22 protein-coding genes are annotated in these 23,761 nt (G+C 41.4%); 18 read left to right on the top strand and 4 right to left on the bottom strand.

The genetic code is table 11. The features are described from left to right. The first annotated feature begins 248 nt into the window (after positions 1-248). The 5 genes from HFK82_RS08460 to HFK82_RS08480 all read left to right on the top strand — a co-directional run bounded on the left by HFK82_RS08460 (position 249) and on the right by HFK82_RS08480 (position 8,846). Positions 249-791: an FUSC family protein gene (locus tag HFK82_RS08460; RefSeq protein ID WP_154455187.1), complete on the top strand. Its 543-nt coding sequence runs from the start codon at positions 249-251 to the stop codon at positions 789-791. An 81-nt stretch (positions 792-872) separates the two neighbouring features. Further along, positions 873-1,244, top strand: coding sequence for a MerR family transcriptional regulator (locus tag HFK82_RS08465; protein ID WP_154455188.1), 372 nt, complete (start codon positions 873-875; stop codon positions 1,242-1,244). A 43-nt stretch (positions 1,245-1,287) separates the two neighbouring features. Beyond that, entirely contained in the window at positions 1,288-2,634 is a 1,347-nt protein-coding gene (glnA, locus tag HFK82_RS08470) for a type I glutamate--ammonia ligase (RefSeq protein ID WP_168261454.1), read from the top strand. Between the two features lie 253 nt (positions 2,635-2,887). After that, a complete protein-coding gene (gltB, locus tag HFK82_RS08475) occupies positions 2,888-7,405 on the top strand; it encodes a glutamate synthase large subunit (protein WP_168261455.1) in 4,518 nt (1,505 codons plus the stop codon). Position 7,406: 1 nt separating this feature from the next. Further along, a complete protein-coding gene (locus HFK82_RS08480; RefSeq protein WP_168261456.1) occupies positions 7,407-8,846 on the top strand; it encodes a glutamate synthase subunit beta in 1,440 nt (479 codons plus the stop codon). An 88-nt stretch (positions 8,847-8,934) separates the two neighbouring features. Here HFK82_RS08480 and rnjA read toward each other — a convergent pair whose 3' ends face one another. Both rnjA and HFK82_RS08490 read right to left on the bottom strand, forming a co-directional pair. After that, positions 8,935-10,632 (bottom strand): ribonuclease J1, encoded by a 1,698-nt coding sequence (rnjA, locus tag HFK82_RS08485; RefSeq protein ID WP_154455191.1) that lies wholly within the window; start codon positions 10,630-10,632, stop codon positions 8,935-8,937. Position 10,633: 1 nt separating this feature from the next. Beyond that, positions 10,634-10,864, bottom strand: a complete 231-nt coding sequence (locus HFK82_RS08490; RefSeq protein ID WP_168261457.1) for an RNA polymerase epsilon subunit — start codon at positions 10,862-10,864, stop codon at positions 10,634-10,636. A gap of 193 nt (positions 10,865-11,057) precedes the next feature. On the opposite strand from HFK82_RS08490, the gene tsaB reads away from it, so the two are divergent. From tsaB to tsaD, 3 genes are read left to right on the top strand one after another with little or no spacing between them, the layout of a single operon-like run. Next, on the top strand, positions 11,058-11,750 hold the full coding sequence (gene tsaB, locus HFK82_RS08495; protein ID WP_168261458.1) for a tRNA (adenosine(37)-N6)-threonylcarbamoyltransferase complex dimerization subunit type 1 TsaB: 693 nt from the start codon (positions 11,058-11,060) through the stop codon (positions 11,748-11,750). A gap of 2 nt (positions 11,751-11,752) precedes the next feature. Then, positions 11,753-12,175, top strand: coding sequence for a ribosomal protein S18-alanine N-acetyltransferase (gene rimI / locus HFK82_RS08500; protein WP_168261459.1), 423 nt, complete (start codon positions 11,753-11,755; stop codon positions 12,173-12,175). A gap of 8 nt (positions 12,176-12,183) precedes the next feature. Beyond that, positions 12,184-13,191 (top strand): tRNA (adenosine(37)-N6)-threonylcarbamoyltransferase complex transferase subunit TsaD, encoded by a 1,008-nt coding sequence (gene tsaD / locus HFK82_RS08505; RefSeq protein ID WP_168261460.1) that lies wholly within the window; start codon positions 12,184-12,186, stop codon positions 13,189-13,191. A 54-nt stretch (positions 13,192-13,245) separates the two neighbouring features. Here tsaD and aao read toward each other — a convergent pair whose 3' ends face one another. Then, positions 13,246-14,418, bottom strand: coding sequence for an aminoacetone oxidase (gene aao, locus HFK82_RS08510; protein ID WP_168261461.1), 1,173 nt, complete (start codon positions 14,416-14,418; stop codon positions 13,246-13,248). A 172-nt stretch (positions 14,419-14,590) separates the two neighbouring features. On the opposite strand from aao, the gene HFK82_RS08515 reads away from it, so the two are divergent. The 3 genes from HFK82_RS08515 (at position 14,591) to HFK82_RS08525 (ending at position 16,664) form a co-directional block, all read left to right on the top strand. After that, positions 14,591-15,157: a DUF536 domain-containing protein gene (locus HFK82_RS08515; protein ID WP_168261462.1), complete on the top strand. Its 567-nt coding sequence runs from the start codon at positions 14,591-14,593 to the stop codon at positions 15,155-15,157. Between the two features lie 96 nt (positions 15,158-15,253). After that, positions 15,254-15,841 carry a 3'-5' exonuclease gene (locus tag HFK82_RS08520; protein WP_168261463.1) on the top strand — a complete coding sequence of 196 codons (588 nt, stop codon included), beginning with the start codon at positions 15,254-15,256 and terminating at the stop codon, positions 15,839-15,841. Between the two features lie 97 nt (positions 15,842-15,938). Next, positions 15,939-16,664, top strand: coding sequence for a MerR family transcriptional regulator (locus tag HFK82_RS08525; RefSeq protein ID WP_154455199.1), 726 nt, complete (start codon positions 15,939-15,941; stop codon positions 16,662-16,664). Positions 16,665-16,701: 37 nt separating this feature from the next. Here HFK82_RS08525 and HFK82_RS08530 read toward each other — a convergent pair whose 3' ends face one another. Next, positions 16,702-17,001 carry a YbaB/EbfC family nucleoid-associated protein gene (locus tag HFK82_RS08530; protein ID WP_154455200.1) on the bottom strand — a complete coding sequence of 100 codons (300 nt, stop codon included), beginning with the start codon at positions 16,999-17,001 and terminating at the stop codon, positions 16,702-16,704. A 281-nt stretch (positions 17,002-17,282) separates the two neighbouring features. Between HFK82_RS08530 and HFK82_RS08535 the strand changes: the two genes are divergently transcribed. Genes HFK82_RS08535 through HFK82_RS08565 form a run of 7 tightly spaced genes read left to right on the top strand, consistent with a single transcriptional unit; the run spans position 17,283 to position 23,630 of the window. After that, positions 17,283-18,170 (top strand): substrate-binding domain-containing protein, encoded by an 888-nt coding sequence (locus HFK82_RS08535; protein ID WP_168261464.1) that lies wholly within the window; start codon positions 17,283-17,285, stop codon positions 18,168-18,170. 9 nt (positions 18,171-18,179) lie between these two features. Next, the gene (gene pstC / locus HFK82_RS08540) at positions 18,180-19,025 is read left to right on the top strand and encodes a phosphate ABC transporter permease subunit PstC (RefSeq protein ID WP_154455202.1); all 846 of its coding nucleotides are present in this window, start codon (positions 18,180-18,182) and stop codon (positions 19,023-19,025) included. A gap of 8 nt (positions 19,026-19,033) precedes the next feature. Then, positions 19,034-19,906 carry a phosphate ABC transporter permease PstA gene (pstA, locus tag HFK82_RS08545; protein WP_168261465.1) on the top strand — a complete coding sequence of 291 codons (873 nt, stop codon included), beginning with the start codon at positions 19,034-19,036 and terminating at the stop codon, positions 19,904-19,906. Then, positions 19,906-20,655 carry a phosphate ABC transporter ATP-binding protein PstB gene (gene pstB / locus HFK82_RS08550; protein ID WP_168261466.1) on the top strand — a complete coding sequence of 250 codons (750 nt, stop codon included), beginning with the start codon at positions 19,906-19,908 and terminating at the stop codon, positions 20,653-20,655. The genes pstA and pstB overlap by 1 nt, the downstream gene beginning before the upstream one ends. Beyond that, complete coding sequence (phoU, locus tag HFK82_RS08555) at positions 20,655-21,302, top strand: phosphate signaling complex protein PhoU (RefSeq protein ID WP_154455205.1); 648 nt, start codon at positions 20,655-20,657, stop codon at positions 21,300-21,302. The genes pstB and phoU overlap by 1 nt, the downstream gene beginning before the upstream one ends. A 2-nt stretch (positions 21,303-21,304) precedes the next feature. Beyond that, positions 21,305-21,985 carry a response regulator transcription factor gene (locus HFK82_RS08560; RefSeq protein WP_154455206.1) on the top strand — a complete coding sequence of 227 codons (681 nt, stop codon included), beginning with the start codon at positions 21,305-21,307 and terminating at the stop codon, positions 21,983-21,985. Then, a complete protein-coding gene (locus HFK82_RS08565) occupies positions 21,978-23,630 on the top strand; it encodes a sensor histidine kinase (RefSeq protein WP_168261467.1) in 1,653 nt (550 codons plus the stop codon). Before HFK82_RS08560 ends, HFK82_RS08565 begins: the two co-directional genes overlap by 8 nt. Positions 23,631-23,761: the final 131 nt, after the last annotated feature.

Raw genomic sequence — 23,761 nt, forward strand, 5'->3', positions numbered from 1 at the left:
TAGCGTCACAAGAGAACTCGACTTAACAAGACACCACTACTTTAACATAAAAGAAAAAGTAGAGAGTACTTTCTCCCGTCGAAGATTTTCTCACTACTAATCTTAGTATGTTTTTATTTGTTGTAAAAATCTGCAATGGCCTAATCGATGAGAGAAAATTGAACGTTTTGTGTGCTTAGTTTACCCCGCTTTCCCCAAAAAAGCCGCAAAATATGATACAATAAAAGAAATATAAATGGTTGTGAGTTATGAATTATTTAAAAAATCTTTTGGCAAATTATAAGTTTGATCCTAGTAAATTTAGATTAGGCATGCGGACCATTAAGACCGGGTTAGCCGTTTTCTTAGTCTTGTTGATTTTCCATCTATTTGGATGGGAAGGATTGCAAATCGGGACTTTGACGGCTGTTTTCTGTTTACGCGAAAATTTTGATAAAAGCGTGCATTTTGGCTTTTCAAGGGTTGTGGGAAATAGTGTAGGTGGTTTCTTATCACTGATTTTCTTTTTTATCAATCAATTTTTTGACTACCATTTCTGGGTTACCTTAGTTTTCATCCCTATTTTTTCGATGCTGGGCATTATGATAAATGTGGCTATCAACAATAAAGCAGGAATCATTGGAGGGACGTCTGCTCTTTTGATTATTACGCTTTCTATTCCGCCTGGAGATACGGTCTTATACGTTTTTGCACGTATTTTTGAAACCTTCTGCGGGGTCTTTGTAGCCATTATTGTTAATGCGGATGTCAATGAAGTTCGGAAATTAATTCGTAGGCGAGAACATAAATAAAATTATATGTCATGTTTTCTAACATAAAGGGTTGACAGTTTAGAATTTTCAGATTATAATGGATAGCGGAAGGAGGTCATCATGAGAGAAAAAGAACTCAGACGTTCCATGGCGGTATTTCCTATTGGAACAGTAATGAAGTTGACAGATTTAACTGCACGTCAGATTCGTTATTATGAAGATCAGGGCTTAATTACGCCGGAGAGAACATCGGGGAATCGTCGCATGTATTCGTTGAATGACATGGATCGATTGCTTGAAATCAAAGATTTTCTCAATGAGGGGCTTAATATTGCAGCGATTAAACGTGAGTATGCGGAGCGGCAAGACAAAGCTAATCAAAAACAGAAATCTTTGACCGATGCTGATGTTCGCCGTATCTTACAAGATGAACTCCGAAACCAAGGGCGTTTTTCAACCCCATCGCAGTATATTAGTAATTGGCGCATCTAAGTCGAGTGTATCGGCTTTCTGTAAAAAAAGGAGACCTTAATTCATGACTATTACAGCATCAGACATTCGTCGCGAAGTTAAAGAAAAAAATGTAACATTTCTACGCTTGATGTTTTCAGATATTGCTGGGACATTGAAAAACGTGGAAATCCCAGCTACTGATGAACAGCTTGACAAAGTATTAGCCAACAAAGCTATGTTTGATGGCTCTTCAATCGAAGGATTTGTACGTATCAACGAATCTGATATGTTTTTACATCCTGACCTTGACACATGGACTGTTTTCCCTTGGGGTGGTGAAAATGGTGCTGTTGCAGGTTTGATTTGTGACATTTACACAGCAGAAGGTGAGCCTTTTGCAGGTGACCCACGTGGTAACTTGAAACGTGCTCTACGTCACATGGAAAAAGTTGGTTTTAAATCATTTAACCTTGGTCCAGAACCAGAATTCTTCTTGTTCAAATTGGATGAAAAAGGTGAACCAACTCTTGAAGTAAACGACCGCGGTGGTTATTTTGACCTTGCACCAACAGACCTTGCTGATAACACACGTCGTGAAATCGTTAACGTGTTGACTGAAATGGGATTTGAAGTTGAAGCAAGTCACCACGAAGTTGCGGTTGGACAACACGAAATTGATTTCAAATATGCTGATGTTTTGAAAGCATGTGACAACATTCAAATTTTCAAACTCGTTGTTAAAACAATTGCTCGTAAACATGGTCTTTACGCAACATTTATGGCAAAACCAAAATTCGGTATTAATGGTTCTGGTATGCACTGTAACATGTCATTGTTTGACTACGATGGCAACAATGCTTTCTTTGATACAGAAGATCCAAAAGGAATGCAATTGTCAGAAACAGCTTACTACTTCCTTGGCGGTTTGATGAAACATGCTTACAACTATACTGCTATTATGAATCCAACTGTAAACTCATACAAACGCTTGGTTCCTGGATATGAAGCACCTGTTTACATTGCATGGGCTGGTCGTAACCGTTCACCACTTATTCGCGTTCCTGCATCTCGTGGTATGGGAACTCGTTTGGAACTTCGTTCTGTTGACCCAACAGCAAACCCATACTTAGCACTTGCAGTTCTTCTTGAAGCAGGTCTTGATGGTATTGAAAATAAAATTGAAGCTCCAGCTCCAGTAGAATCAAATATTTATGTGATGACTGAAGAAGAACGTAAAGAAGCAGGCATTCGCGACCTTCCTTCTACTTTGCATAATGCGGTTAAAGCCTTGCAAGAAGATGAAGTTGTTAAAGCAGCTCTTGGTGAGCACATTTATACAAATTTTGTGGAATCTAAGAAAATTGAATGGTCAAGCTACGCAGCATTCGTTTCACAATGGGAAATTGATAACTACTTAGATTTATATTAAGGCATAGTGAGAACAGATTGGAGAAACAGTCCTTTATGGGACTTTTCTTCAGTCTTTTCTTTTCAATTGATTTTGAAGAAGTGCGACCACTTTTACCCCTCATAAGAATAGATAACCGATAATATTTTGAGTAAAAGAGTATATTTTATCAAAAAATGTCTAGAATGACTACTCTAACGCCTCAAAATATGGTACAATATATTACAATATTCTGAATAATTAGATTATTTATACGATGATTGGAGTGAAGGCTATGAACACAGGTGCTATAGAGGCACAAAAAACAACGCTTTGGGACCCCTCTTTCGAGTCTGATGCTTGTGGAATGGGATTTGTTGCCCAAATTGATGGCATGGCTAGTCATACTTTGATTGACTATGCATTGACGATGTTGACACGAATGAATCACCGTGGTGGGACAGGTGCCGAACCTGACACTGGAGATGGGGCTGGGATGTTGCTCGCCTTGCCTGATGAATTTTTCAAACTAAAGGCAAAAGAAGCGGGTTATAGCTTGCCTAAAAAGGGTGACTATGCTGTCGCTCAGCTCTTTTTACCACAAAACGCAGAAGCCAAGGCTAGTCTTTTAGAGGCTGTTAAGGCTGAGATAAAATTGGCTGGTTTTCATGTGTTGATGACGCGTGATGTGCCGTTTCGTTATGATAATTGCGGTCCAGCAGCTCAGGAAATCATGCCAAGCTTTGTCCAAGTGTTTATTAAGAAACCAGACGACACGAAAGCAGGGCGTGATTTTGAGGACCAATTGTTCCAGTTGCGTCGTCAAATGGAGAAGACGTTCTCAGCAGATGAATTTTTCATTTGTTCGTTATCGAGTAAAACTATTGTGTATAAAGGAATGTTACACGCTTTTCAGGTCGGGCTATTTTACCCTGATTTGCAAGATGAGCACTTCAAATCTCACATTGCGTTGACTCACTCACGCTTTTCGACCAATACTTTCCCATCTTGGGACCGTGCGCAGCCATTTCGCTTTTTAGCCCACAATGGTGAAATCAATACCCTTCGTGGTGCGGAAAACTGGATGCACAGTCATCAAATTGAGGTTTACAACGAGGAAAATTCAGATTCGGCTAAGTTGGAAAACTGTTTGGAATATCTTTACCGTAATGGTCGTGATATCCCGCAGAGCTTGTTGATGATGGTTCCTGAAGCTTGGGGTGAAGAATCTGGGCTTTCAGATGATTTGAAGGCTTTCTACGAATATGCGTCAAGCTTTGTAGCGCCTTGGGATGGTCCAGCGGCCCTTGTCTTTTCTGACGGTGATATGGTTGGTGCACGTTTGGACCGTAATGGTTTGCGTCCTAGCCGTTATTCATTGACGAAGGATAATTTCTTGATTTGCTCAAGTGAATCAGGTGTAGTGGACCTTGAACCAAGTCATGTGGTTGAAAAAGGTGTGCTTGGTCCTGGTAACATGATGTTGATTGACACCACTTCAGGCAGATTGATGCGCAATGAAGAAGTCAAGGCTTATTACGCTGCTCAGCATCCTTACAAGGAATGGGTGGAAGAAAATATCGCTCATTTAAAAGACTTTGAGGCAGCCGAATTACAAGAAGAAACCACAGACATTGATACCATGTGGAAGGCTTATGGCTACACAGAAGAAGTCATTCGCACGGTGATTTTACCGATGTCTGAAAAAGGGGAAGAACCTGTTATTTCGATGGGATTTGATAGCCCATTAGCAGTGCTTTCTCATAAAAATCAATCCCTTTTCACCTTCTTCAAACAACAATTTGCGCAAGTTACCAATCCGCCAATTGATGCCATTCGTGAACAAATCGTGGTGTCAACGAGTGTTTACTTGGGTGGCGATGGTAATTTCAAGGCAGATGGGGCGGACAACTGTGTGAAAGTCAAGATTGACAGTCCAATGTTGTCAAGCCAAGAATTTGCGAAAATCGCTCAGTTGCAAGATGAGCGCTACCGTGCAACAACCTTGTCAACGGTTTATGATGTGGTTGAACCTTCTCACAACCGTTTGCAACGTGCTTTGGAAAACTTGTTTAAGGCGGCGGAAAAAGCTGTGGATAACGGCAGCAAGATTATTATTTTGTCAGACCGTCACATTCAAGAAAATCAAACAACGATTCCAATGTTGTTGGCCGTTTCTGGTTTGAACAATTACATGGTTGTCAAGGGTAAAGCTAGCCAATTCTCGATTGTGGTGGATACGGCTGAAGCAGTTGAAGTGCATCATTTTGCGACCTTGGTAGGTTACGGTGCGGCAGCCATTCACCCTTACGGAGCTTATGCGACCTTAAAAGAATACGGTAAAGATGAGCAGGCATTTGAAAAATACCGCAAAGCTTCAGAAAAAGGTATTGTCAAGATCATGAGCCGTATGGGAATTTCTACTATCCTTGGTTACAAGGGTGCCCAGCTATTTGAAGCAGTTGGTTTGTCTGATGCTGTTGTCAACAAATACTTTACAGGAACTGTAACGCGTATTGGTGGCTTGTCACTAGACCAAATTGAAAAAGAATACCTGCAACGTATCGAAGATGCTTTTGGTCCACGTCGTGGGGATTACTTGCAAAGTGGCGGTATTTACCAATTCAAGGCTGACGGTGAATACCATTTGTTTAACCCACACACCATTTACAATTTCCAACAGGCTGTTCGTACAGGCGATTACAAACTATTCAAAGAATACACGGCTGAACTAGACAAAGAAGCTTTGGAAACACCGACAACACTGCGTTCGATTTGGGAATTCCATTCTGACCGTCCAAAAGTAGATTTGTCTGAAGTCGAGCCTGCTGAAACTATTGTCAAACGTTTCAAGGTTGGTGCCATGAGTTTTGGTTCATTGTCTAAAGAAGCTCATGAAACCATTGCAGAAGCTATGAATGCCATTGGAGCCAAATCAAACTCTGGTGAGGGTGGCGAAAATCGTAACCGTTTCAAAGTCCAACCAGACGGACGCAATTTGAATTCTAAGATTAAACAGGTGGCTTCTGGACGTTTTGGGGTGAATGCGGAATACCTCATGTCTGCAGAAGAACTTCAGATTAAACTCGCACAAGGGGCAAAACCTGGTGAAGGTGGGCAATTGCCTGGTCAAAAAGTCTTCCCTTGGGTTGCTGAAATTCGTGGGGCAACGCCTGGTGTGCGTTTGATTTCACCACCACCGCATCACGACATTTACTCAATTGAAGATTTGGCGCAGCTGATTTATGACCTCAAAGCAATTAATCCTTATGCAAAAATCAATGTCAAGTTGGTGTCAAGCACAGGTGTTGGAACTATTGCCACAGGTTGTGTTAAGGCTGGTGCGGACAAGGTCGTTATTTCAGGCTATGACGGTGGAACAGGTGCCTCTCCTCGTAATTCGGTCCGTGACGCTGGTTTGCCGTGGGAAATGGGCTTGGCAGAAGCGCATCAAACGCTATCTCTTAACCGTTTACGTCAACGTATGACTTTGGAAACTGACGGTAAATTGATGACAGGTCGTGACCTTGCCGTAGCGACACTTCTTGGGGCTGAAGAATATTCATTTGCTAGCTTGGCTTTGATTTCTATCGGTTGTGTGATGATGCGTGTTTGCTCGCTCAATACCTGCCCTGTTGGTGTTGCAACACAAAATCCAGAGTTGCGTCAGCATTTTGCTGGAAAACCAGAACACTTGATGAACATGATGATGTTCATGGCAGAAGAATTGCGTGAGTACATGGCTGAACTTGGCTTCCGCTCAGTTGATGAAATGGTTGGGCATTCTGAAATCTTGAAAGCCAAATTCATTCCAAAAGGGAAAGCCAAATCACTTGATTTCTCACGTATCTTGGGAACAGCTTATCCGATTAACCGTAAGACAGAAGACCCATTTGCAGATGCTCGTCAATGGAAAGAGTTGGACGGCTTTGCCAAAGCAGCGGTTGATAGTGGCGTTGGCGTGACGGTTAAAGAATCCATCAATAACGTGCAACGTGCGGTTGGTGCGAGAATGGCTGGTTGGCTAGCAGAACGTTACGGTAACGACACACTTGAACCAGGTTTGATTAAGTACGAATACACAGGTATCGCAGGGCAATCTTTTGCAAGCTTTATCACACAAGGCATGGAGTTGACCTTGGTTGGTGAAGCCAATGATTACATTGCCAAATCCATGTCAGGTGGTCGCTTGATTGTTAAACCACCGTATGATGCGGCTTACGATGTGGAACATTCACCGATTGTTGGAAATGTTGCTCTCTTTGGTGCGGTCAAGGGTGAAGCTTATTTTGCAGGTCGTGCGGGTGAGCGTTTCTGTGTCCGTAATTCAGGTGCAAAAGTAGTGGTTGAAGGTGTTGGCGCCCACGGTTGTGAATACATGACAGGTGGTGTAGCGGTTATCCTTGGCACAACAGGACGCAACTTTGCTGCTGGTATGAGTGGCGGTGTGGCTTATGTTTACGATGCTGACGGTGACTTTGCTGAAAAAGTCAATCGCGAAATGGTTGACCTCTACAAAGTTGGAGAAACACGTGGGGACGATGTTTTGGTTGATATGATTCAAAAACATTACGACTACACAGGCAGTGCTAAAGCCAAACGTTTGCTTGATAATTGGGCACAAGAAGTGGATAAATTTGTCAAAGTATATCCAACAGAATTCCACGAAATCCACGATATTGAGCATGCTCTGGCTAAAACTGGCTTAGAAGGTGACGAACTAGAATTACGTACCTTTGAAATTGCGACAGGCGGAGCTGAAACAGCTGCCGAAAAAGAAGAACTACTTGCACAAGTAACAGGAGGTAATTAAAATGGCGGACCCATTTGGATTTTTGAAATATGAGCGAAAAGACAATCCTTATCGTCCTGTTGCTGAACGCATCTTGGACTTTGAGGAACTGCAAATCCCACTCTCAGAAGAAGAGCGTCGCAAACAAGCGGCTCGTTGTATGACTTGTGGCGTACCATTTTGCCACTCAGGTACTTTTTACGGTGGTGGGCGTGCCGTTTCAGGCTGTCCTAACGACAACTTGATTCCAGAGTGGAATGATTTGGTTTACAAGGGTGATTACAAGCGTGCATTTGAGCGCCTATCTCGAACCAATCCATTCCCTGAGATGACAGGGCGTGTTTGTCCGGCACCTTGTGAAAAAGGGTGTACCGAAGGCCTTAACGGCGCAGGCGTTACCATTCATGACAATGAGCGTTTCATTATTGATACTGCTTTTGAAAATGGCTGGGTGGAGGACTCAGGTCGTCCACTTTACCGCACAGGCTTTAAAGTGGCGGTGATTGGTTCAGGACCTGCAGGGCTTGCTGCAGCTTGGCGTCTCAATCAACTAGGGCACAACGTGACAGTTTATGAACGTAGTGACCGTTTTGGTGGGCTGTTGATGTATGGTATTCCAAACATGAAATTGGATAAAGCAATTGTTCAACGCCGCATTGATGTCATGGAAAATCTTGGTATCACCTTTATTGCCAATACCGAAGTTGGACGTGACATCACAGCGGACGGACTCTTGCAACAATATGACCGTGTCGTCTTAGCTACTGGGGCCAGTGTTCCACGTGACTTGGATGTTCCAGGACGTCATTTGTCAGGCGTGCGTTTTGCCGTCGATTTCTTAACCGAGACCACGAAAAATGTTTTGGCATCTGAAACGAAAAAATTAGGTCCAACCCTTGAAGGTAAGCACGTACTTGTTATTGGTGGTGGTGATACAGGAAATGACTGTATCGGAACGGCCGTTCGTTTGGGGGCTGCAAGTGTTAAACAGCTTGAAATCACGCCAGAACCACCAGAAAAATGCTTGCCAAGTAACCCTTGGCCAGAATACCCAATGATTAAACGTACGGGTTATGGGCAAGAAGAGGCTGATTATGTACAAGACACAACATTAACAACTTACGCAACCTCAACCACTGAATTTATCGGAGCTGACCGTGGCCAAGTCATTGCCGCTAAAACGATAAAAGTGGGTCCAGGCTTTAAACCAATTGAAGGAACGGAAGAAATCATCCAAGCTGACCTTGTCTTATTGGCTATGGGCTTCACAGGTGCTGAAAAATCACTCTTTGAACAATTTGGTGTTCAAAGCGTTTATGATGATTATTCAACCAATAATGACCGTGTCTTTGTTGCAGGTGATGCTCGTCGCGGACCAAGTCTTGTGATTTGGGGTATCCGTGAAGGACGCAAAGCTGCTGAAAAAATCGACCAAGGTCTTCGTATCATGGTTGCACAATAACACTAAAACACTAGAGCGTTTGAGCGTTCTAGTGTTTTTTTACTTGTCGATATAAAAAAAGAGAAGATCGTGCATCTTCTCTTTTGGTTTATTTACCACTGTCTTGTGGGTTATCTGGCGTGAGAATCATCGGAATGATGATTGGCTCACGTTCTGTTTTTTCGTATAAGAATGGACGAAGGGCATTAACAATAGCACCGTTGACCGATTGAATGCTAGCGTCCTTGTTTTTAAGGGCAATGCGGATGGCATTGAACAAGACACGTTGGCTTTCACGAATCAATTCGCCTGATTCACGCATGTAAATGAAACCACGGCTCAAGATATCAGGTCCAGCTAGAATCATTTGACTGTCAAAATCAACTGTTGCCACCGCAAGCACGACACCATATTCAGATAAATCATGACGGTCACGCAAAACAGCTGCACCAATATCGCCGATACCATTACCGTCAACGTAAATGTCTTGTGCGTTGAAATGACCTGCACGACGAGCTGAGTGGGCTGTCAAAGCCAAGACATCCCCATTTTCCATAACAAAAATGTTTTCCTTAGGAATGCCGACATCCATAGCCAAACCAGCGTGGATTTTTTGCATACGGTATTCCCCGTGAACAGGCATGAAATACTTAGGTTTCATGAGGCGAAGCATCAATTTTTGTTCTTGTTGTCCACCGTGACCTGATGTGTGGATATTATTGACTTTACCGTGGATAACTTCGACACCAGCTTCTTGGATAGTGTTAATCAGTTTATTGACGCTGGTTGTGTTACCAGGGATTGGGCTAGAAGAAAAGATAACCGTATCTCCAGGTTGTAGGGTAACTTGACGGTGAGTACCGTTGGCAATGCGAGCAAGCGCTGCCATTGATTCCCCTTGGCTACCTGTACACATGATTAAAATTTCGCTAGCGTGGTATTTGTTGAGCTCGCTAGGGTCGATAAATGTCCCTTTTGGAACCTTGATATACCCAAGGTCAATCCCGTTAATGATAGCTTTTTCCATTGAACGTCCGAAAACAACGATTTTACGACCTGTTTTGACAGCCGCTTCAGCTGCTTGTTGCAAACGGAAAATATTTGAGGCAAATGACGCAAAGATAATACGCCCATGAATGCCTTCGATGATTTTCATGATGGATTGGCCAACCACTTTTTCAGAGTTAGTGAAGGTTGGGATTTCAGCGTTTGTTGAGTCAGAAAGCAAACACAAGACGCCTTCTTCTCCCAAAGCTGCCATACGGTGTAAATCAGCAGGTTCGCCGACAGGGGTGAAGTCAAATTTGAAGTCACCCGTACATACGATATTACCTTGAGGGGTGTGAACGACAATTCCTAAAGGTTCTGGAATTGAGTGAGTAGTGCGGAAAAACGTGACGCTCAAGTTTTTGAAAGTAAGCTCTGTGTCCGCATTGATTTCGTATAGTTTTGCGTCGCGTAATAAACCATGTTCTTCGAGTTTTCCTTTAATCAATGCCAAAGCCAAAGGTCCTGCATAAATAGGGATATTAGCTTGTTTTAGCAAGAAAGGAATACCACCGATGTGGTCCTCGTGCCCGTGCGTGATGACAAGGGCTTTGATACGTTTCACATTTTCAACAATATAGGAATAATCAGGGATAACATAATCAATACCAAGGAGGTCATCTTCAGGGAATTTGATACCAGCGTCAACGATGATGATTTCATCTTGATACTCAATACCGTAGGTATTTTTCCCAATTTCTCCAAGGCCACCAATAGCATAAACCCCAACTTCCTCGGGTTTTAAATGGATTTGTGACATGTTATAACTCCGTTAGTTCAAAGGCACCTGTTTCTTTTTCGTAAGCCAGGTGTTTTTCTGATAAAAGTTCGATAAATTCGACATTGTAAGGTGTTTTTTCTTCAACGAGTTTACGCGTTTTGATGCGTCCTTCTAATTCGTTTGAAGCTTCAACTTCAAGGTAAATGACTTTTGTTTTCTCACGGTGTGGGTTGCGATCTTTATTTTCTTGATAAAAAACTTTGTAAATCATAATAATCCTTTCTTTGACTCGTTATACTACCTATGGCTAACTAATTAAACGACACCAAAAGCTATCAAATAGTACCGTAGCTACTTGATTTTCGTCTATGTGATATTTTACGAGTAATGAATTAGCCTTGATTCGTTGCAATTATTAAAATTATATCATAAAATAAGAGTTAGAATCAAGTGAGGGAATTGAAATGATGAAAGTTTTAGCCTTTGATACATCAAGTAAGGCTCTATCTGTTGCCATCTTGGATGGTGAGCAGTTATTAGCGGATGTTACCGTAAATGTTAAGAAAAATCACAGTATCAATCTCATGCCTGCGATTGATTTTTTGATGAATTCAGTGGATTTAAAACCTGCTGATTTGGATAGGATTGTGGTCGCACAGGGACCAGGTTCTTATACGGGGCTACGTGTGGCGGTTGCAACAGCCAAGACCTTAGCTTACGCGCTGGGCATTGAATTGGTCGGTGTGTCAAGTCTTTATGCCTTGGCAGCGGCAACAGAATTTTCAGGCATGATTGTCCCTGTGATGGATGCCCGTCGAAACAACGTTTATGCTGGATTTTATCGCGATGGTCAATTGGTGAAAGAAGAGGCTCACATGGCCTTTCCAGAGGTTTTAGCAGCCGTTCAAGATGAAAAAGACGTCTTGTTTGTCGGTGAAGTGGCTCCTTTCCAGACGCAAATTGAAGAGGCGTTACCCAAAGCTCAAGTGTTGCCAGTATTGCCATCAGCTTATGCCATTGGAAAATATGGACAAACCTTAGCGCCAGTGGATGTGGATAGTTTTGTACCGAACTACCTTAAACGCGTTGAAGCGGAGGAAAATTGGCTGAAAAACCATGAAGAAAACCCACACGCGGATTATATAAAACGTATCTAAAAATGAGAGAATTAACAGAAAAAGTAGCTGCCGTTTATGATATTTTGTCGGATGTCTATGACAAATCTCCTTGGACCAAGGAGCAAATCTTGTCGGATATGCAGCAGGATAATGTGGATTATTTTTTTGTGGAAGTAGACAAAACGGCTATCGGTTTTTTGGTGATTCAACAATTGGTTGGTGAGTTGGAAATCACAAATATCGCTGTGAAGAAGGCCCGTCAAGGAGAAGGCTGGGGAAGTCAATTATTGGCGCACTTGGACCATGTGGATTTTCCCATTTTCCTAGAAGTCAGGGCGTCAAATACGTCGGCGCAGGCTTTGTATCAAAAATTTGGCTTTGAGGTGATTGGTAAGCGTCAGCGTTATTACCATGAGCCAGTTGAAGACGCTATTATCATGAAACGTGAGGGCAGTGAGAGGTAAACGAACGAATGAAAGACAGATATATTTTAGCTGTGGAAAGCTCTTGTGATGAAACCAGCGTTGCGGTTTTAAAAAATGAGAGCGAGCTTTTAAGTAATATTATTGCCAGTCAGGTGGAAAGCCACAAGCGTTTTGGTGGCGTGGTGCCTGAAGTGGCTAGTCGTCATCATGTCGAAGTGGTGACCACTTGTTTTCAGGATGCACTGGAGGCAGCAGGAATTGAGGCGAGCGACCTTGATGCTGTTGCGGTTACTTATGGTCCTGGCTTAGTTGGGGCGCTTTTGGTGGGAATGGCTGCCGCTAAAGCCTTTGCTTGGGCACACCAGCTCCCACTTATTCCTGTCAATCATATGGCAGGGCATTTGATGGCTGCGCGTGAAGTCAAAGAATTGACTTATCCTTTGTTGGCTTTGCTTGTTTCAGGAGGTCACACAGAACTTGTTTACGTCAAGGAACCTGGTGATTATAAGATTGTCGGTGAAACGCGTGACGATGCTGTTGGAGAAGCCTATGACAAAGTAGGGCGTGTGATGGGCTTGACTTACCCAGCGGGACGTGAAATTGACCAGTTGGCACACCAAGGCAAGGATGTTTATGATCTGCCTCGTGCTATGATGACAGAGGATAACTTGGAATTTTCATTTTCAGGATTAAAATCAGCAGTTATCAATCTACACCACAATGCCCAACAAAAAGGGGAAGACTTGGTCAAAGAGGATTTGGCTGCTTCCTTCCAAGCCGCTGTTCTTGATGTTTTGATGGCTAAAACCAAAAAAGCCTTAGAAAAATACCCTGTGAATACCTTAGTAGTGGCTGGTGGTGTGGCCGCCAATCAAGGCTTACGTGAACGATTGGCAAGCGAATTGACAGAGGTTGATGTTATTATTCCGCCTTTGCGTTTGTGCGGTGACAATGCAGGCATGATTGCTTTGGCAGCAGCGATTGAGTATGATAAAGGCCACTTTGCTGGTTTGGATTTAAATGCCAAACCAAGCCTAGCTTTTGATGGTTTATAAATGAAAAACCCTCTTGAATACCTTCAAAAGGGTTTTGCTATGTGGAAAGAGTTGTTAATAATGCAAACTACCAGCTACCCAACCCGTACACAAGGCTACCGTGATATTAAAACCGCCTGTGTGAGCGTTGATGTCTAGTACCTCGCCAGCAAAGTGTAACCCTGGAACGTGTTTGCTCTCAAGGGTTTTAGGATTGATTTCCTTCAAATCAATGCCACCTTTAGTGACAAAGGATTTGGCCAGTGACATTTTGCCGGTCACTTTGATTGGCATGGCCTTGAGGTTTTTCACAAGAGCACTTGCTTGCTGCGGTGTCAGTTGTTTGACTTTTTCGGGAAATGTCTGCGCTAAAAAGCTTGCTAGACGTTCTGGTAAGAGCATTTTTAGGGTATTTTTGAGTGATTTTTCACGGTTTTCCGAGAGAAAAGCGTCCAAGTCCTCTGTGGATAACTTGGGTAGCACATCCAATGTGATGGTTTCACCGCCTTTGAGAAAACTAGACATCCGCAGAGCCGCAGGCCCAGACAAACCAAAATGCGTAAAGAGCAAATCATGCGTGATATGGTGTTTTTGATAAGTTAAAGACACATCATCCAGCGAAATTCCCTGCAAAGCCTTGTGGGGAAAGTCTGTCAGCAAGGGACTTTCCGCCGCTTCTAGTTCGGTAACCTTGATTTTGAAATGGCGAGCGATGTCATAGCCAAATCCTGTTGAACCTGTGGATGGGTAAGCTTTTCCGCCAGTCGTCACAATCAGTTTTTCACAGACAAACTCCTTTGTGGCAGATTTGATGTGGAAAAGGTTATCTATTTTTTTGACTGAAACCACTTCGGTGTTGGTTAGGACTTCACCACCTAATTCTTGAATACTATGTGCGAGGGCATCAATAATGATTTTAGATTTGTCTGTTTTTGGGAAAACGCGTCCGTGGTCTTCCACTTTTAAAGCGACCCCTCTGTCCTCAAAAAATTGGATGATATCATGGTTGTCAAACTGAGAAAAGACACTGTAAAGGAAGCGTCCATTTCCAGGAATACCTGCTATCAGGTCATCAAGCGTGCCGTTATTGGTTACGTTGCAGCGACCGCCCCCTGTACCAGCCAGTTTTTTACCCAACCGTCTATTTTTTTCGATGAGTAAGGTTTTATTGCCATAATAACTACTGGAAATAGCAGCCATCATACCAGCGGGGCCACCGCCAATAATAATTGTATCATATGTTTTCATACCTTTATTTTAGCATAAAAGGTTTTAAAAAGGACAGCTAGCATATTTTTCTATTTTGACAAAGTTGACATATATGTCAAGCTAACGTGACAAAGATTGACGGGATAAAATTGACAATTGGTCGGTCTTATGATATGCTTTTCATGAGAATTTCAATGTAAAAGAGGATACTATGGCAATTGAAAAAACCGTCAGCGAAATAGCTGAAATCTTAGGAGTTAGCCGTCAAGCAGTTAACAACCGCGTGAAAAGTTTACCTGAAGAAGATGTTTCTAAAAACGAAAAAGGGGTAACGGTTGTCAACCGCAGCGGCTTGATTAAGTTAGAAGAAATTTACAAAAAAACCATTTTTGAAGACGAACCAATCAGCGAAGAAACGCAACAACGAGAGTTGTTAGAAATTTTGGTGGATGAAAAAAATACTGAAATCACTCGCCTTTACGAACAACTTAAAGCTAAGGATAAGCAAATCAGCACCAAAGATGAGCAACTTCGTGTGAAAGACGTTCAGATTAGCGAAAAAGACAAGCAGCTTGACCAACAACAACAATTAACGTTGGCGGCTATGGAAGATAGCAAACGTCTTCAGTTAGAATTGAACGAAGCCAAAGCTGAAGTGGAAGAAATCCAAACACGCACAGAAGAAGAAAAAGAGCAAGAAAGAGCTCAGGAAGAGGCAGAGGCTCAAGAAGAAACAGCACCTAAAGGTTTCTTTGCTCGTTTGTTTGGTGGTAGATAAGCACATCTATTGCTAGAGTTCTTTCAATTTGTAAGAAAAAACCTCCATTGGGGTTTTTTGTTTGCCGTAATTTGAGTGATTATGCTGGAGAAAAACATGGAAACATTACAACATTACATTGCTTTTGATTTGGAATTTAATACGGTGGGCGAGGAAACGCACATTATTCAGGTATCGGCGGTTAAGATGGCAAATGGACAGGAAGTTGACAGTTTTGACACCTATGTTTACACTGATTTACACCTTCAATCCTTTATCAATGGTTTAACAGGTATCACTGCTGAGAAGGTGGCGAGTGCGCCTAAGCTTGCAACGGTGCTTGATGACTTTAAAACCTTTGTCGGAGATACGCCATTAATTGGCTACAATGCCATCAAATCAGACTTGCCTTTGTTGGTTGAAAATGACTTGGACTTGACAGGATTTTACAAGGTGGATGTCTATGATGAAGCTTTTGCTCGTCGCAGTACAGATTTAAACGGTGTGACAAATTTAAAATTGACCAGTGTAGCAGAATTTTTAGGGATTTCGGGTCACGGTCATAATTCGTTAGAAGATGCTCGCATGACAGCTCAAGTCTATGAAAAGTTTATGGAATTTGATGAGAATAAGACGTATTTAACTCAGCAAGAAGAGGAACACGGCGACAATCCTTTTGCAGCCTTAGGTGGTTTTTTTGATTAAAGCACCACTTTTTACAAAAAAGAAAAAATCCACTAAGGGAACCCCTTGCTCGTTACCTTAGGGCATGTTCTATAATAAGAGCAGAAAGGGGGAAGAAATGTCTTCATTTTACACGACCGGTGATTTGGCTAAGTTAGCTGGTGTTTCAGTCCGCACGGTACAATATTATGACAAACGTGGTATTTTAACTCCGTCTGATGTGACAGAAGGTGGACGGCGGCTTTATGTGGCAAGTGATTTGGAGCAGCTGCGAATGATTTGTTTTCTGCGTGAGTTGGATTTTTCCATTGACCAAATCAAACGCATTTTAGCGGAAGAAAATGCTAAGCAAGTTTTGGAATTGCTTTTGGTTGAGCACATCAAGGAGATGAAGCAAGACCTTAGTGAAAGAAAAGCAAAACTTGACACAGCTGTCAATCTACTTGACAAGGTGAAAAATCAATCAGGTCAGTCATTGGCGTTTTTGTCAGACATTTCGCTAGTTATGCGCAATCAACACACTTTAAAACAATTACACAGACGTCTGTTTTTCTATGCTTTGCCCTTGATTTTAGTGCAATGGGGAACGCTGATTTGGGCGATTTTGAGCCGTCAAATACTGATTTTTCTTATAGGAGAAATCGTTATCATTCCTTTGACTTTTTGGTTGGTTAAGAAAAAATACGCTACTCAGGTTGCCTTTGTGTGCCCTAATTGCCACAGTGTTTTCCAGCCGTCTTATAAGGCCATTATACTGGCGCCTCATACGCCTAAAACACGGAAATTAAGGTGCCCGCATTGTCATGAAAAATCTTATTGCTTAGAAGTTGCCAAAGAAAAGTAAAAAAGCCCGAACCATTTGGTTCGGGCTTTTTGTCTTCTTAAAATGGCAATTTACCAGCAAAGGCGCCAAGTGTTTTTTGAGTGGCATCATCGATTTGAGAAAGGGCATCGTTGATGGCTTGTGTGGTCATATCTTGAAGAGTTTCCACGTCTTCAGGGTCAACAATAGCTTCTTTAAAAGTGATGTTCACTAATTTTTTATCCCCTGTAAAAACAACGCTGACAAGGTCTTGGGCAGATGTGCCTGTAAAGGTTGTTTCAGCCAATTCAGCTTGTTTTTTCTCCATTTGTTTTTGGAGTTTTTGAGCTTGACGCATCATATTTTGCATATTCATCATGAGATTTGTAAGTTCCTTTCTGAGTTAAAAAAGCGTTTCTTAAAACGTTATTATTATATCATTTTTTAGCCCTAAGACCAATCTTAGACAGAAGGTATTCTTTTTCTACTATTATAGGCACAAAAAACAAAAAAGTAAATTTTACATAGCTTTTAACTTTACATGGTTTTTACAAAAGGAATTTTGGGGATTTTACAAAAACTTTACAAAAAAACGGTAATGAATTTGATATAACCTGTCTATAATGAGTACCATAAAGATATCTAAGGAGAAATCACCCCATGAAAAAATGGAAATTGTTATCATCACTTAGCGTACTTGGAGCAGCTGCTCTAGTCGGACTATCAGCTTGCGGAAGTACTGCTAATGGAGATAGTGAAGCAGGTCTTGGACAAATCAACGTTGTAACACGTGAAGATGGTTCTGGAACACGCGGTGCTTTCATTGAATTGTTTGGACTTGAAGAAAAAAATAGCGATGGTGAAAAAGTTGATTTGACAACTCAAAACGCTATTGTAACTAACTCTACTTCAGTGATGTTGACAACTGTCGCAGAAGACGGTTCAGCAATTGGTTACGCTTCTCTAGGGTCATTGAACGACAGCGTTAAAGTGGTTGACATCGATGGCGCAGAAGCAACAGTAGAAAACATCAAAGATGGTTCTTACAAAGTGTCACGTCCATTTAACATCGTGACAAAAGATGATACAAACGAAGCAGCTAAAGATTTTATTAACTTTATCTTAAGCAGCGAAGGCCAAGCAATTGTTGAAAAGAGCGGTTATATTCCACTTGATGACAATGGTTCTTACAAATCAAGCGTAAATTCAGGAAAAGTTGTTATTTCTGGTTCTAGTTCAGTAACACCTGTTATGGAAAAATTAAAAGAAGCCTATGCTAAGGTAAATCCTGATGTGACAATCGAAATCCAACAAAGCGACTCTTCAACTGGTGTAGCAAACACTATTGATGGTACAGCGGATATCGGTATGGCTTCACGTGAACTTAAAGATACTGAAGAAAAAGAAGGCGTTACAGCAACAGTTATTGCAATGGATGGTATTGCGGTAATCGTTAATGACAAGAACGAAGTAGATGATCTTACAAGTGAACAAGTTAAAGATATCTTCGCAGGTGATACTACATCTTGGGAAGACCTATCTGAGTAAGAGGAATTCATGAATCATACTAAAGAAAAAACAATGCAAGTGGTATTTTTCCTTACCGCTTGTATTTCCGTTATATCGGTTTTACTTATTTGCGTATTTTTATTCTCTAATGGCCTACCTGCGATTAAAGAAATTGGCCTAAAAGAGTTTTTGTTTGGCAAAATCTGGCGTCCATCTAGCAATGAATTTGGTATTTTCCCAATGATTGTTGGTTCACTATATGTTACATTGGGTGCCTTAATTCTCGGTGTACCAATTGGTATTTTGACAGCGGTCTTTATGGCACATTTTTGTCCAGAGCGCTTCTACAAACCATTGAAAGCAGCTATCAACTTGATGGCAGGAATTCCGTCGGTTGTTTACGGTTTCTTCGGTTTGGTGGTCTTGGTACCATTTGTCAGAAATAACATCGGTGGCTACGGAATGGGTGTTTTGACAGCTTCAATGTTGCTTGGGATTATGATCCTTCCAACTATTGTTAGCGTGTCAGAAACAGCTATTCGTGCCGTACCTGATTACTACTATGAGGGCGGGTTGGCCTTAGGGGCTTCTCACGAAAGAAGTGTGTTTTTCGTCGTATTGCCAGCGGCTAAACGAGGCATTATCGCCTCAGTTATTCTTGGACTGGGCCGTGCAATTGGTGAAACCATGGCAGTTATTATGGTTGCTGGAAACCAGGCCATTATTCCAAGTTCATTAACATCTGGAGTCCGTACCTTAACGACAAATATTGTCATGGAAATGGGATATTCAACAGGTCTCCACAGAGAAGCTTTGATTGGTACAGCCGTTATCTTGTTTATCTTTGTGCTGATTATCAATATCACCTTCTCGCTATTGCATAAGGAGGACTAATCATAGATATGGAAAATGTAAATCAACGAACTCTAAAGCAGCGTTTTGCATCGCGCAAACACGACCCTGTATCACTTATCTTGTTTGGGTTTGTGTATTTAGCGGCATTTGTGAGTTTCTTGATGATTGCTTTTATTATTAGTTATATTTTGGTGAAAGGTGTTCCTCATTTAAACAAAGGCTTGTTCTCTTTGACTTACACAACTGATAATGTTTCTTTGTTACCAGCCTTGATTAACACCGTCTTTATCACGATTTTAACCTTGCTGATTGCGGTTCCGATTGGTATTGGTGGATCAATCTATTTGACAGAATATGCGAAGAGAGATAATCCAATTGTCAATATCATTCGTATTGCAACAGAAACCCTATCAGGAATTCCATCAATCATTTATGGTTTGTTTGGTGCCCTTTTCTTTGTGAAATACGCTCATTTTGGTCTATCACTTTTGTCTGGGGCAGTGACCTTGAGTATCATGATTTTACCGTTAATCATGAGAACGACTGAGGAAGCCTTACTTTCTGTCCCAAACAGTTACCGTGAGGGAGCTTTTGCCCTTGGTGCTGGTAAATTAAGAACGATTTTCAAGATTGTTTTGCCAAGTGCTATGCCAGGTATTTTCTCAGGTGTTATTTTGGCGATTGGTCGTATTATCGGTGAATCAGCGGCTCTTATCTTTACCGCAGGAACAGTGGCAGAAGTAGCTAAAAGCGTCTTTAGTTCATCACGGACTTTGGCGGTGCATATGTACGCTATTTCTGGTGAAGGACTGTATATCAATCAAACCTATGCAACAGCTGTTGTCTTGCTGATATTAGTCATTGGAATTAACTTTTTATCAGGCTTAATTGCCAAACGTTTAGGAAGTGAGAATGGGTAATGAGTAAATTAACTATTGAAAACTTAGATTTATATTATGGCGATTTTCATGCCTTGAAATCAGTCAATTTAAATATTCCAGCCAAGGAAATTACCGCTTTTATCGGTCCTTCTGGCTGTGGAAAATCAACTTTATTAAAAAGCCTAAATCGTATGAACGATTTGGTCAAAGATTGTCGCATTACAGGTAATGTGCTTTTGGATGGTGAAGATGTTTACCGTGATTTAGATATCAATAAATTACGTAAAAAAGTGGGTATGGTATTCCAAAAACCAAATCCATTCCCAATGAGCATTTATGACAATATTGCCTTTGGTCCACGTACACACGGGATTCATGGAAAGGCGGAACTGGATGAGATTGTTGAACGTTCGTTGAAACAAGCAGCAATTTGGGACGAAGTGAAAGACCGACTTCACAAGTCAGCCTTGGGTATGTCTGGTGGTCAACAACAAAGACTTTGCATTGCGCGTGCCCTTGCGATTGAGCCAGATGTCTTGCTTATGGACGAGCCAACTTCAGCCCTTGACCCAATTTCAACGTCAAAAATCGAAGACCTTGTTATTGAATTGAAGCAAAAATACAGCATCGTTATTGTAACCCACAATATGCAACAAGCTGTGCGTATTTCAGATAAAACGGCCTTCTTCTTGATGGGAGAAGTCGTAGAATTTAACCAAACCAGTCAACTCTTTTCTCTTCCTCAAGACGAGCGAACAGAAAACTACATTACAGGGAGATTCGGCTAATGCGTTCAAAATTTGAAAATCAACTCCAAGAACTCAATAAAAATGTTATTTTTATGGGGGCTTTATGTGAAGATGTTATCTCAAAATCGGTTCAATTTTTAAAACACGATGATTCAGAACTCGTGGATGATGTGATTGAAACTTACCATCGCATTGAACAACTTGAACGCGACATTGAAGAACAATGTTTGAAATTGCTGTTGCGTCAACAGCCTGTTGCAAAAGATTTACGCCGTGTATCAGCTGCCTTGAAAATGGTTTACGATATGAAACGTATCGGAGCCCAAGCCGCTGAAATGGGTGAGATTGTCAATCAAGGACATATCCACCAAGGACAAGAATTAAAACACCTACAAACCATGGTAAGCCACGTTGTGGACATGGTAACGAATAGTATTGATGCCTTTGTGCATGATGATGAAGAACTGGCTAACCAAGTCATTCAAAATGATAATACAATTGATGCAGAATTTGATACAATAAAGATGGACTTAATGGCCTACTTCGCAGGAGAAGAAGTGGATGGCGAACACGCTATCGACGTCCTGATGGTAGCCAAATACCTTGAACGTATTGGAGATCATACGGTCAATATTGCCAAGTGGGTCATTTTCTCAATCACTGGGCAATTAGATGGAGATGAATAATAATGATTTATTGTGTTGAAGACGATGATGATATTCGCGAATTGATGCTTTATACGCTACGGACGACGGGATTTGAAGCCCAAGGTTTTCCCAACTCCGAGCTTTTCTGGCAAGCGATGGAGCAAGTCAAACCCGACTTAATCTTATTGGATATTATGCTGCCAGGAAGTGACGGTTTATCCAGTTTAGAGGAGTTGCGTGCGAAAAAAAGCAGTGAAAGTATTCCTGTTATCATGGCAACTGCCAAAGGAACAGAATTTGACAAGGTTAAGGGCTTGGATATGGGAGCCGATGATTATCTGGTCAAACCCTTTGGCATGATGGAAATGATTTCTCGTATTAAAGCTGTTTTACGCCGAACTCAAAGTCATGTTCAAGAGGATAAGACCTTGACGATTGGTTCTATTTCTCTTGATGTTCAAAACTACACAGTAAAGAAAGATAATAAAGTTATTCATCTAACGCTGAAAGAATTTGAACTGTTTGCTTTATTGATGAAAAACCCTAATCGTGTGTTTACCAGACAAGAACTGCTAAATCAAGTCTGGGGCGAACACTTTGTTGGGGAAACAAGAACGGTAGATGTTCATATCGGAACACTGCGGACCAAACTTGGTGATGCCAGTCACCTCATAAAGACTATTCGTGGGGTAGGATACCGACTGGAGGAAGAGAATGATTAAAAGAATCTTTCGCTCAACACTTTTTGTATCTTTAGGGATTTTGTTTTCAGCTATCCTGTTAATTATGGGGGCTTTGTACAATTATTTCACTAAGGTTCAAAGAGAACAGTTGCGAACAGAAACTGCCTTGATTGCTCAAGGGGTTTCACTAGAAGGAAAAAATTATTTTGAAAATCTAAACGTTTCCAATGTTCGTATTACTTGGGTTGACAACGAGGGAACGATTCTTTATGATAGCAACTCTGATGCAACCAAAATGGATAATCATCAGAACCGTAAAGAGATTAGAGAGGCTATGGAAGAAGGCTACGGTGAGAGCACTCGCTTTTCGACAACTTTGACAACACAATCGATTTATGTAGCACAGCGTCTAGATGACGGAACGGTTTTACGTTTGTCCGTAACCCAGCATAGCTTATTGCTTTTGCTGATTCGTATGTTCCAACCGTTTGCCTTGATTGTCATCTTGTCAATCGTCTTATCGATTTGGGTGGCACGCTACACGTCAAGACGTATTATTGCACCGTTAAATAACTTGGATTTAGACCAACCTTTAAGCAATGATGCTTATGATGAAATCACGCCTTTACTTAGACGAATTGATTACCATCAAAAAGAATTGGCTAAAAAAGAGTCACAATTAAACCAGAAAAAAGAAGAATTCGATACGATTATTTCAAAAATCAAGGAAGGGATTATCTTGCTGGATGCAGGCTGTCATGTCATTAGCATGAATGCTGCAGCCCAAGACCTCTTCCAAACAGACCAAAGTTGTATCGGCAAGGATATCTTAAAAATAACAAGGGATTTAGCCTTTAATAACTTGCTAGAAGTAGGTCTTAAAGGAGATAACCAAGAAGGGATTGTTCATTTTGATAAGGACAGTTACAAGGTCTTGATTCGTCCGATTTTATCAGATGGTCATATGACTGGATTGGTGGTTCTTTTGTTCGATGTGACAGAACAATTGCAAATTGAACAATTACGACATGAGTTCACTGCAAACGTGTCACATGAGCTTAAAACGCCTCTGCACGTCATTTCAGGCTATTCAGAAATGCTAGTTAATGGCTTAGTATCTGCTGATGATGTACCTCGTTTTGCAGGAAAGATTTACAAAGAATCCAAACAAATGGTGCAGTTGGTTGAGGACATTATCAAATTGTCACAATTGGATGAAACTGACCAAGTACCAATGGAAGATGTGGATCTTTACCGCGTTGCTAAAAGTGTTTTGAGCAGTTTATCTGCTAAAGCCAAACAACGTGATATTCAGCTTCAACTTAAGGGACAACCGACCCATATCACGGGTAATCCAGCCTTGATTCATTCTGTTTTGTACAATTTGAGCGACAATGCTATTACCTACAATCGTGATGGCGGTAGCGTAAATATTACGATAACAGATGAAGCAGATAAGATTTCTGTTGATGTCAAAGATACGGGAATTGGTATCTCAAAAGAAGAACAAGAACGCATTTTTGAACGCTTCTATCGCATCGATAAGAGTCGCTCAAGAAAAGTTGGTGGAACGGGTCTGGGGCTTTCAATTGTTAAACACGCTTTGAAACTCCATAACGCTTCAATCAATGTTCGTAGCGTTCCTGATGAGGGAACAACCATGACCCTCACCTTTAAAAAGTAATACTAAAAAAAGAAGTGGCTCATTGTCAACTGTAGTGGGTTGATGCTAGCTAACATCTAGAGAGAACCAAATTGGTTTTCTCTTTTTTGACGTTCAAAGCGATGAGAATGCGTTTTTTAAAGTTTTCAAAG

The organism is Streptococcus alactolyticus, from assembly GCF_012277075.1.
GTDB classification, from domain to species: domain Bacteria; phylum Bacillota; class Bacilli; order Lactobacillales; family Streptococcaceae; genus Streptococcus; species Streptococcus alactolyticus.

What these genes read in the sequence shown, in the direction of transcription:
- HFK82_RS08535 (WP_168261464.1), top strand. Translation starts at nt 17,283, where the DNA reads ATGAAAAAATGGAAATTGTTATCATCACTTAGCGTACTTGGAGCAGCT.
- HFK82_RS08525 (WP_154455199.1), top strand. Translation starts at nt 15,939, where the DNA reads ATGTCTTCATTTTACACGACCGGTGATTTGGCTAAGTTAGCTGGTGTT.
- aao (WP_168261461.1), bottom strand. Translation starts at nt 14,418, where the DNA reads ATGAAAACATATGATACAATTATTATTGGCGGTGGCCCCGCTGGTATG.
- gltB (WP_168261455.1), top strand. Translation starts at nt 2,888, where the DNA reads ATGAACACAGGTGCTATAGAGGCACAAAAAACAACGCTTTGGGACCCC.
- HFK82_RS08560 (WP_154455206.1), top strand. Translation starts at nt 21,305, where the DNA reads ATGATTTATTGTGTTGAAGACGATGATGATATTCGCGAATTGATGCTT.
- pstC (WP_154455202.1), top strand. Translation starts at nt 18,180, where the DNA reads ATGAATCATACTAAAGAAAAAACAATGCAAGTGGTATTTTTCCTTACC.
- pstB (WP_168261466.1), top strand. Translation starts at nt 19,906, where the DNA reads ATGAGTAAATTAACTATTGAAAACTTAGATTTATATTATGGCGATTTT.
- rnjA (WP_154455191.1), bottom strand. Translation starts at nt 10,632, where the DNA reads ATGTCACAAATCCATTTAAAACCCGAGGAAGTTGGGGTTTATGCTATT.
- HFK82_RS08490 (WP_168261457.1), bottom strand. Translation starts at nt 10,864, where the DNA reads ATGATTTACAAAGTTTTTTATCAAGAAAATAAAGATCGCAACCCACAC.
- HFK82_RS08480 (WP_168261456.1), top strand. Translation starts at nt 7,407, where the DNA reads ATGGCGGACCCATTTGGATTTTTGAAATATGAGCGAAAAGACAATCCT.
- HFK82_RS08520 (WP_168261463.1), top strand. Translation starts at nt 15,254, where the DNA reads ATGGAAACATTACAACATTACATTGCTTTTGATTTGGAATTTAATACG.
- HFK82_RS08465 (WP_154455188.1), top strand. Translation starts at nt 873, where the DNA reads ATGAGAGAAAAAGAACTCAGACGTTCCATGGCGGTATTTCCTATTGGA.
- tsaB (WP_168261458.1), top strand. Translation starts at nt 11,058, where the DNA reads ATGATGAAAGTTTTAGCCTTTGATACATCAAGTAAGGCTCTATCTGTT.
- tsaD (WP_168261460.1), top strand. Translation starts at nt 12,184, where the DNA reads ATGAAAGACAGATATATTTTAGCTGTGGAAAGCTCTTGTGATGAAACC.
- glnA (WP_168261454.1), top strand. Translation starts at nt 1,288, where the DNA reads ATGACTATTACAGCATCAGACATTCGTCGCGAAGTTAAAGAAAAAAAT.
- phoU (WP_154455205.1), top strand. Translation starts at nt 20,655, where the DNA reads ATGCGTTCAAAATTTGAAAATCAACTCCAAGAACTCAATAAAAATGTT.
- HFK82_RS08530 (WP_154455200.1), bottom strand. Translation starts at nt 17,001, where the DNA reads ATGATGAATATGCAAAATATGATGCGTCAAGCTCAAAAACTCCAAAAA.
- pstA (WP_168261465.1), top strand. Translation starts at nt 19,034, where the DNA reads ATGGAAAATGTAAATCAACGAACTCTAAAGCAGCGTTTTGCATCGCGC.
- HFK82_RS08515 (WP_168261462.1), top strand. Translation starts at nt 14,591, where the DNA reads ATGGCAATTGAAAAAACCGTCAGCGAAATAGCTGAAATCTTAGGAGTT.
- rimI (WP_168261459.1), top strand. Translation starts at nt 11,753, where the DNA reads ATGAGAGAATTAACAGAAAAAGTAGCTGCCGTTTATGATATTTTGTCG.
- HFK82_RS08565 (WP_168261467.1), top strand. Translation starts at nt 21,978, where the DNA reads ATGATTAAAAGAATCTTTCGCTCAACACTTTTTGTATCTTTAGGGATT.
- HFK82_RS08460 (WP_154455187.1), top strand. Translation starts at nt 249, where the DNA reads ATGAATTATTTAAAAAATCTTTTGGCAAATTATAAGTTTGATCCTAGT.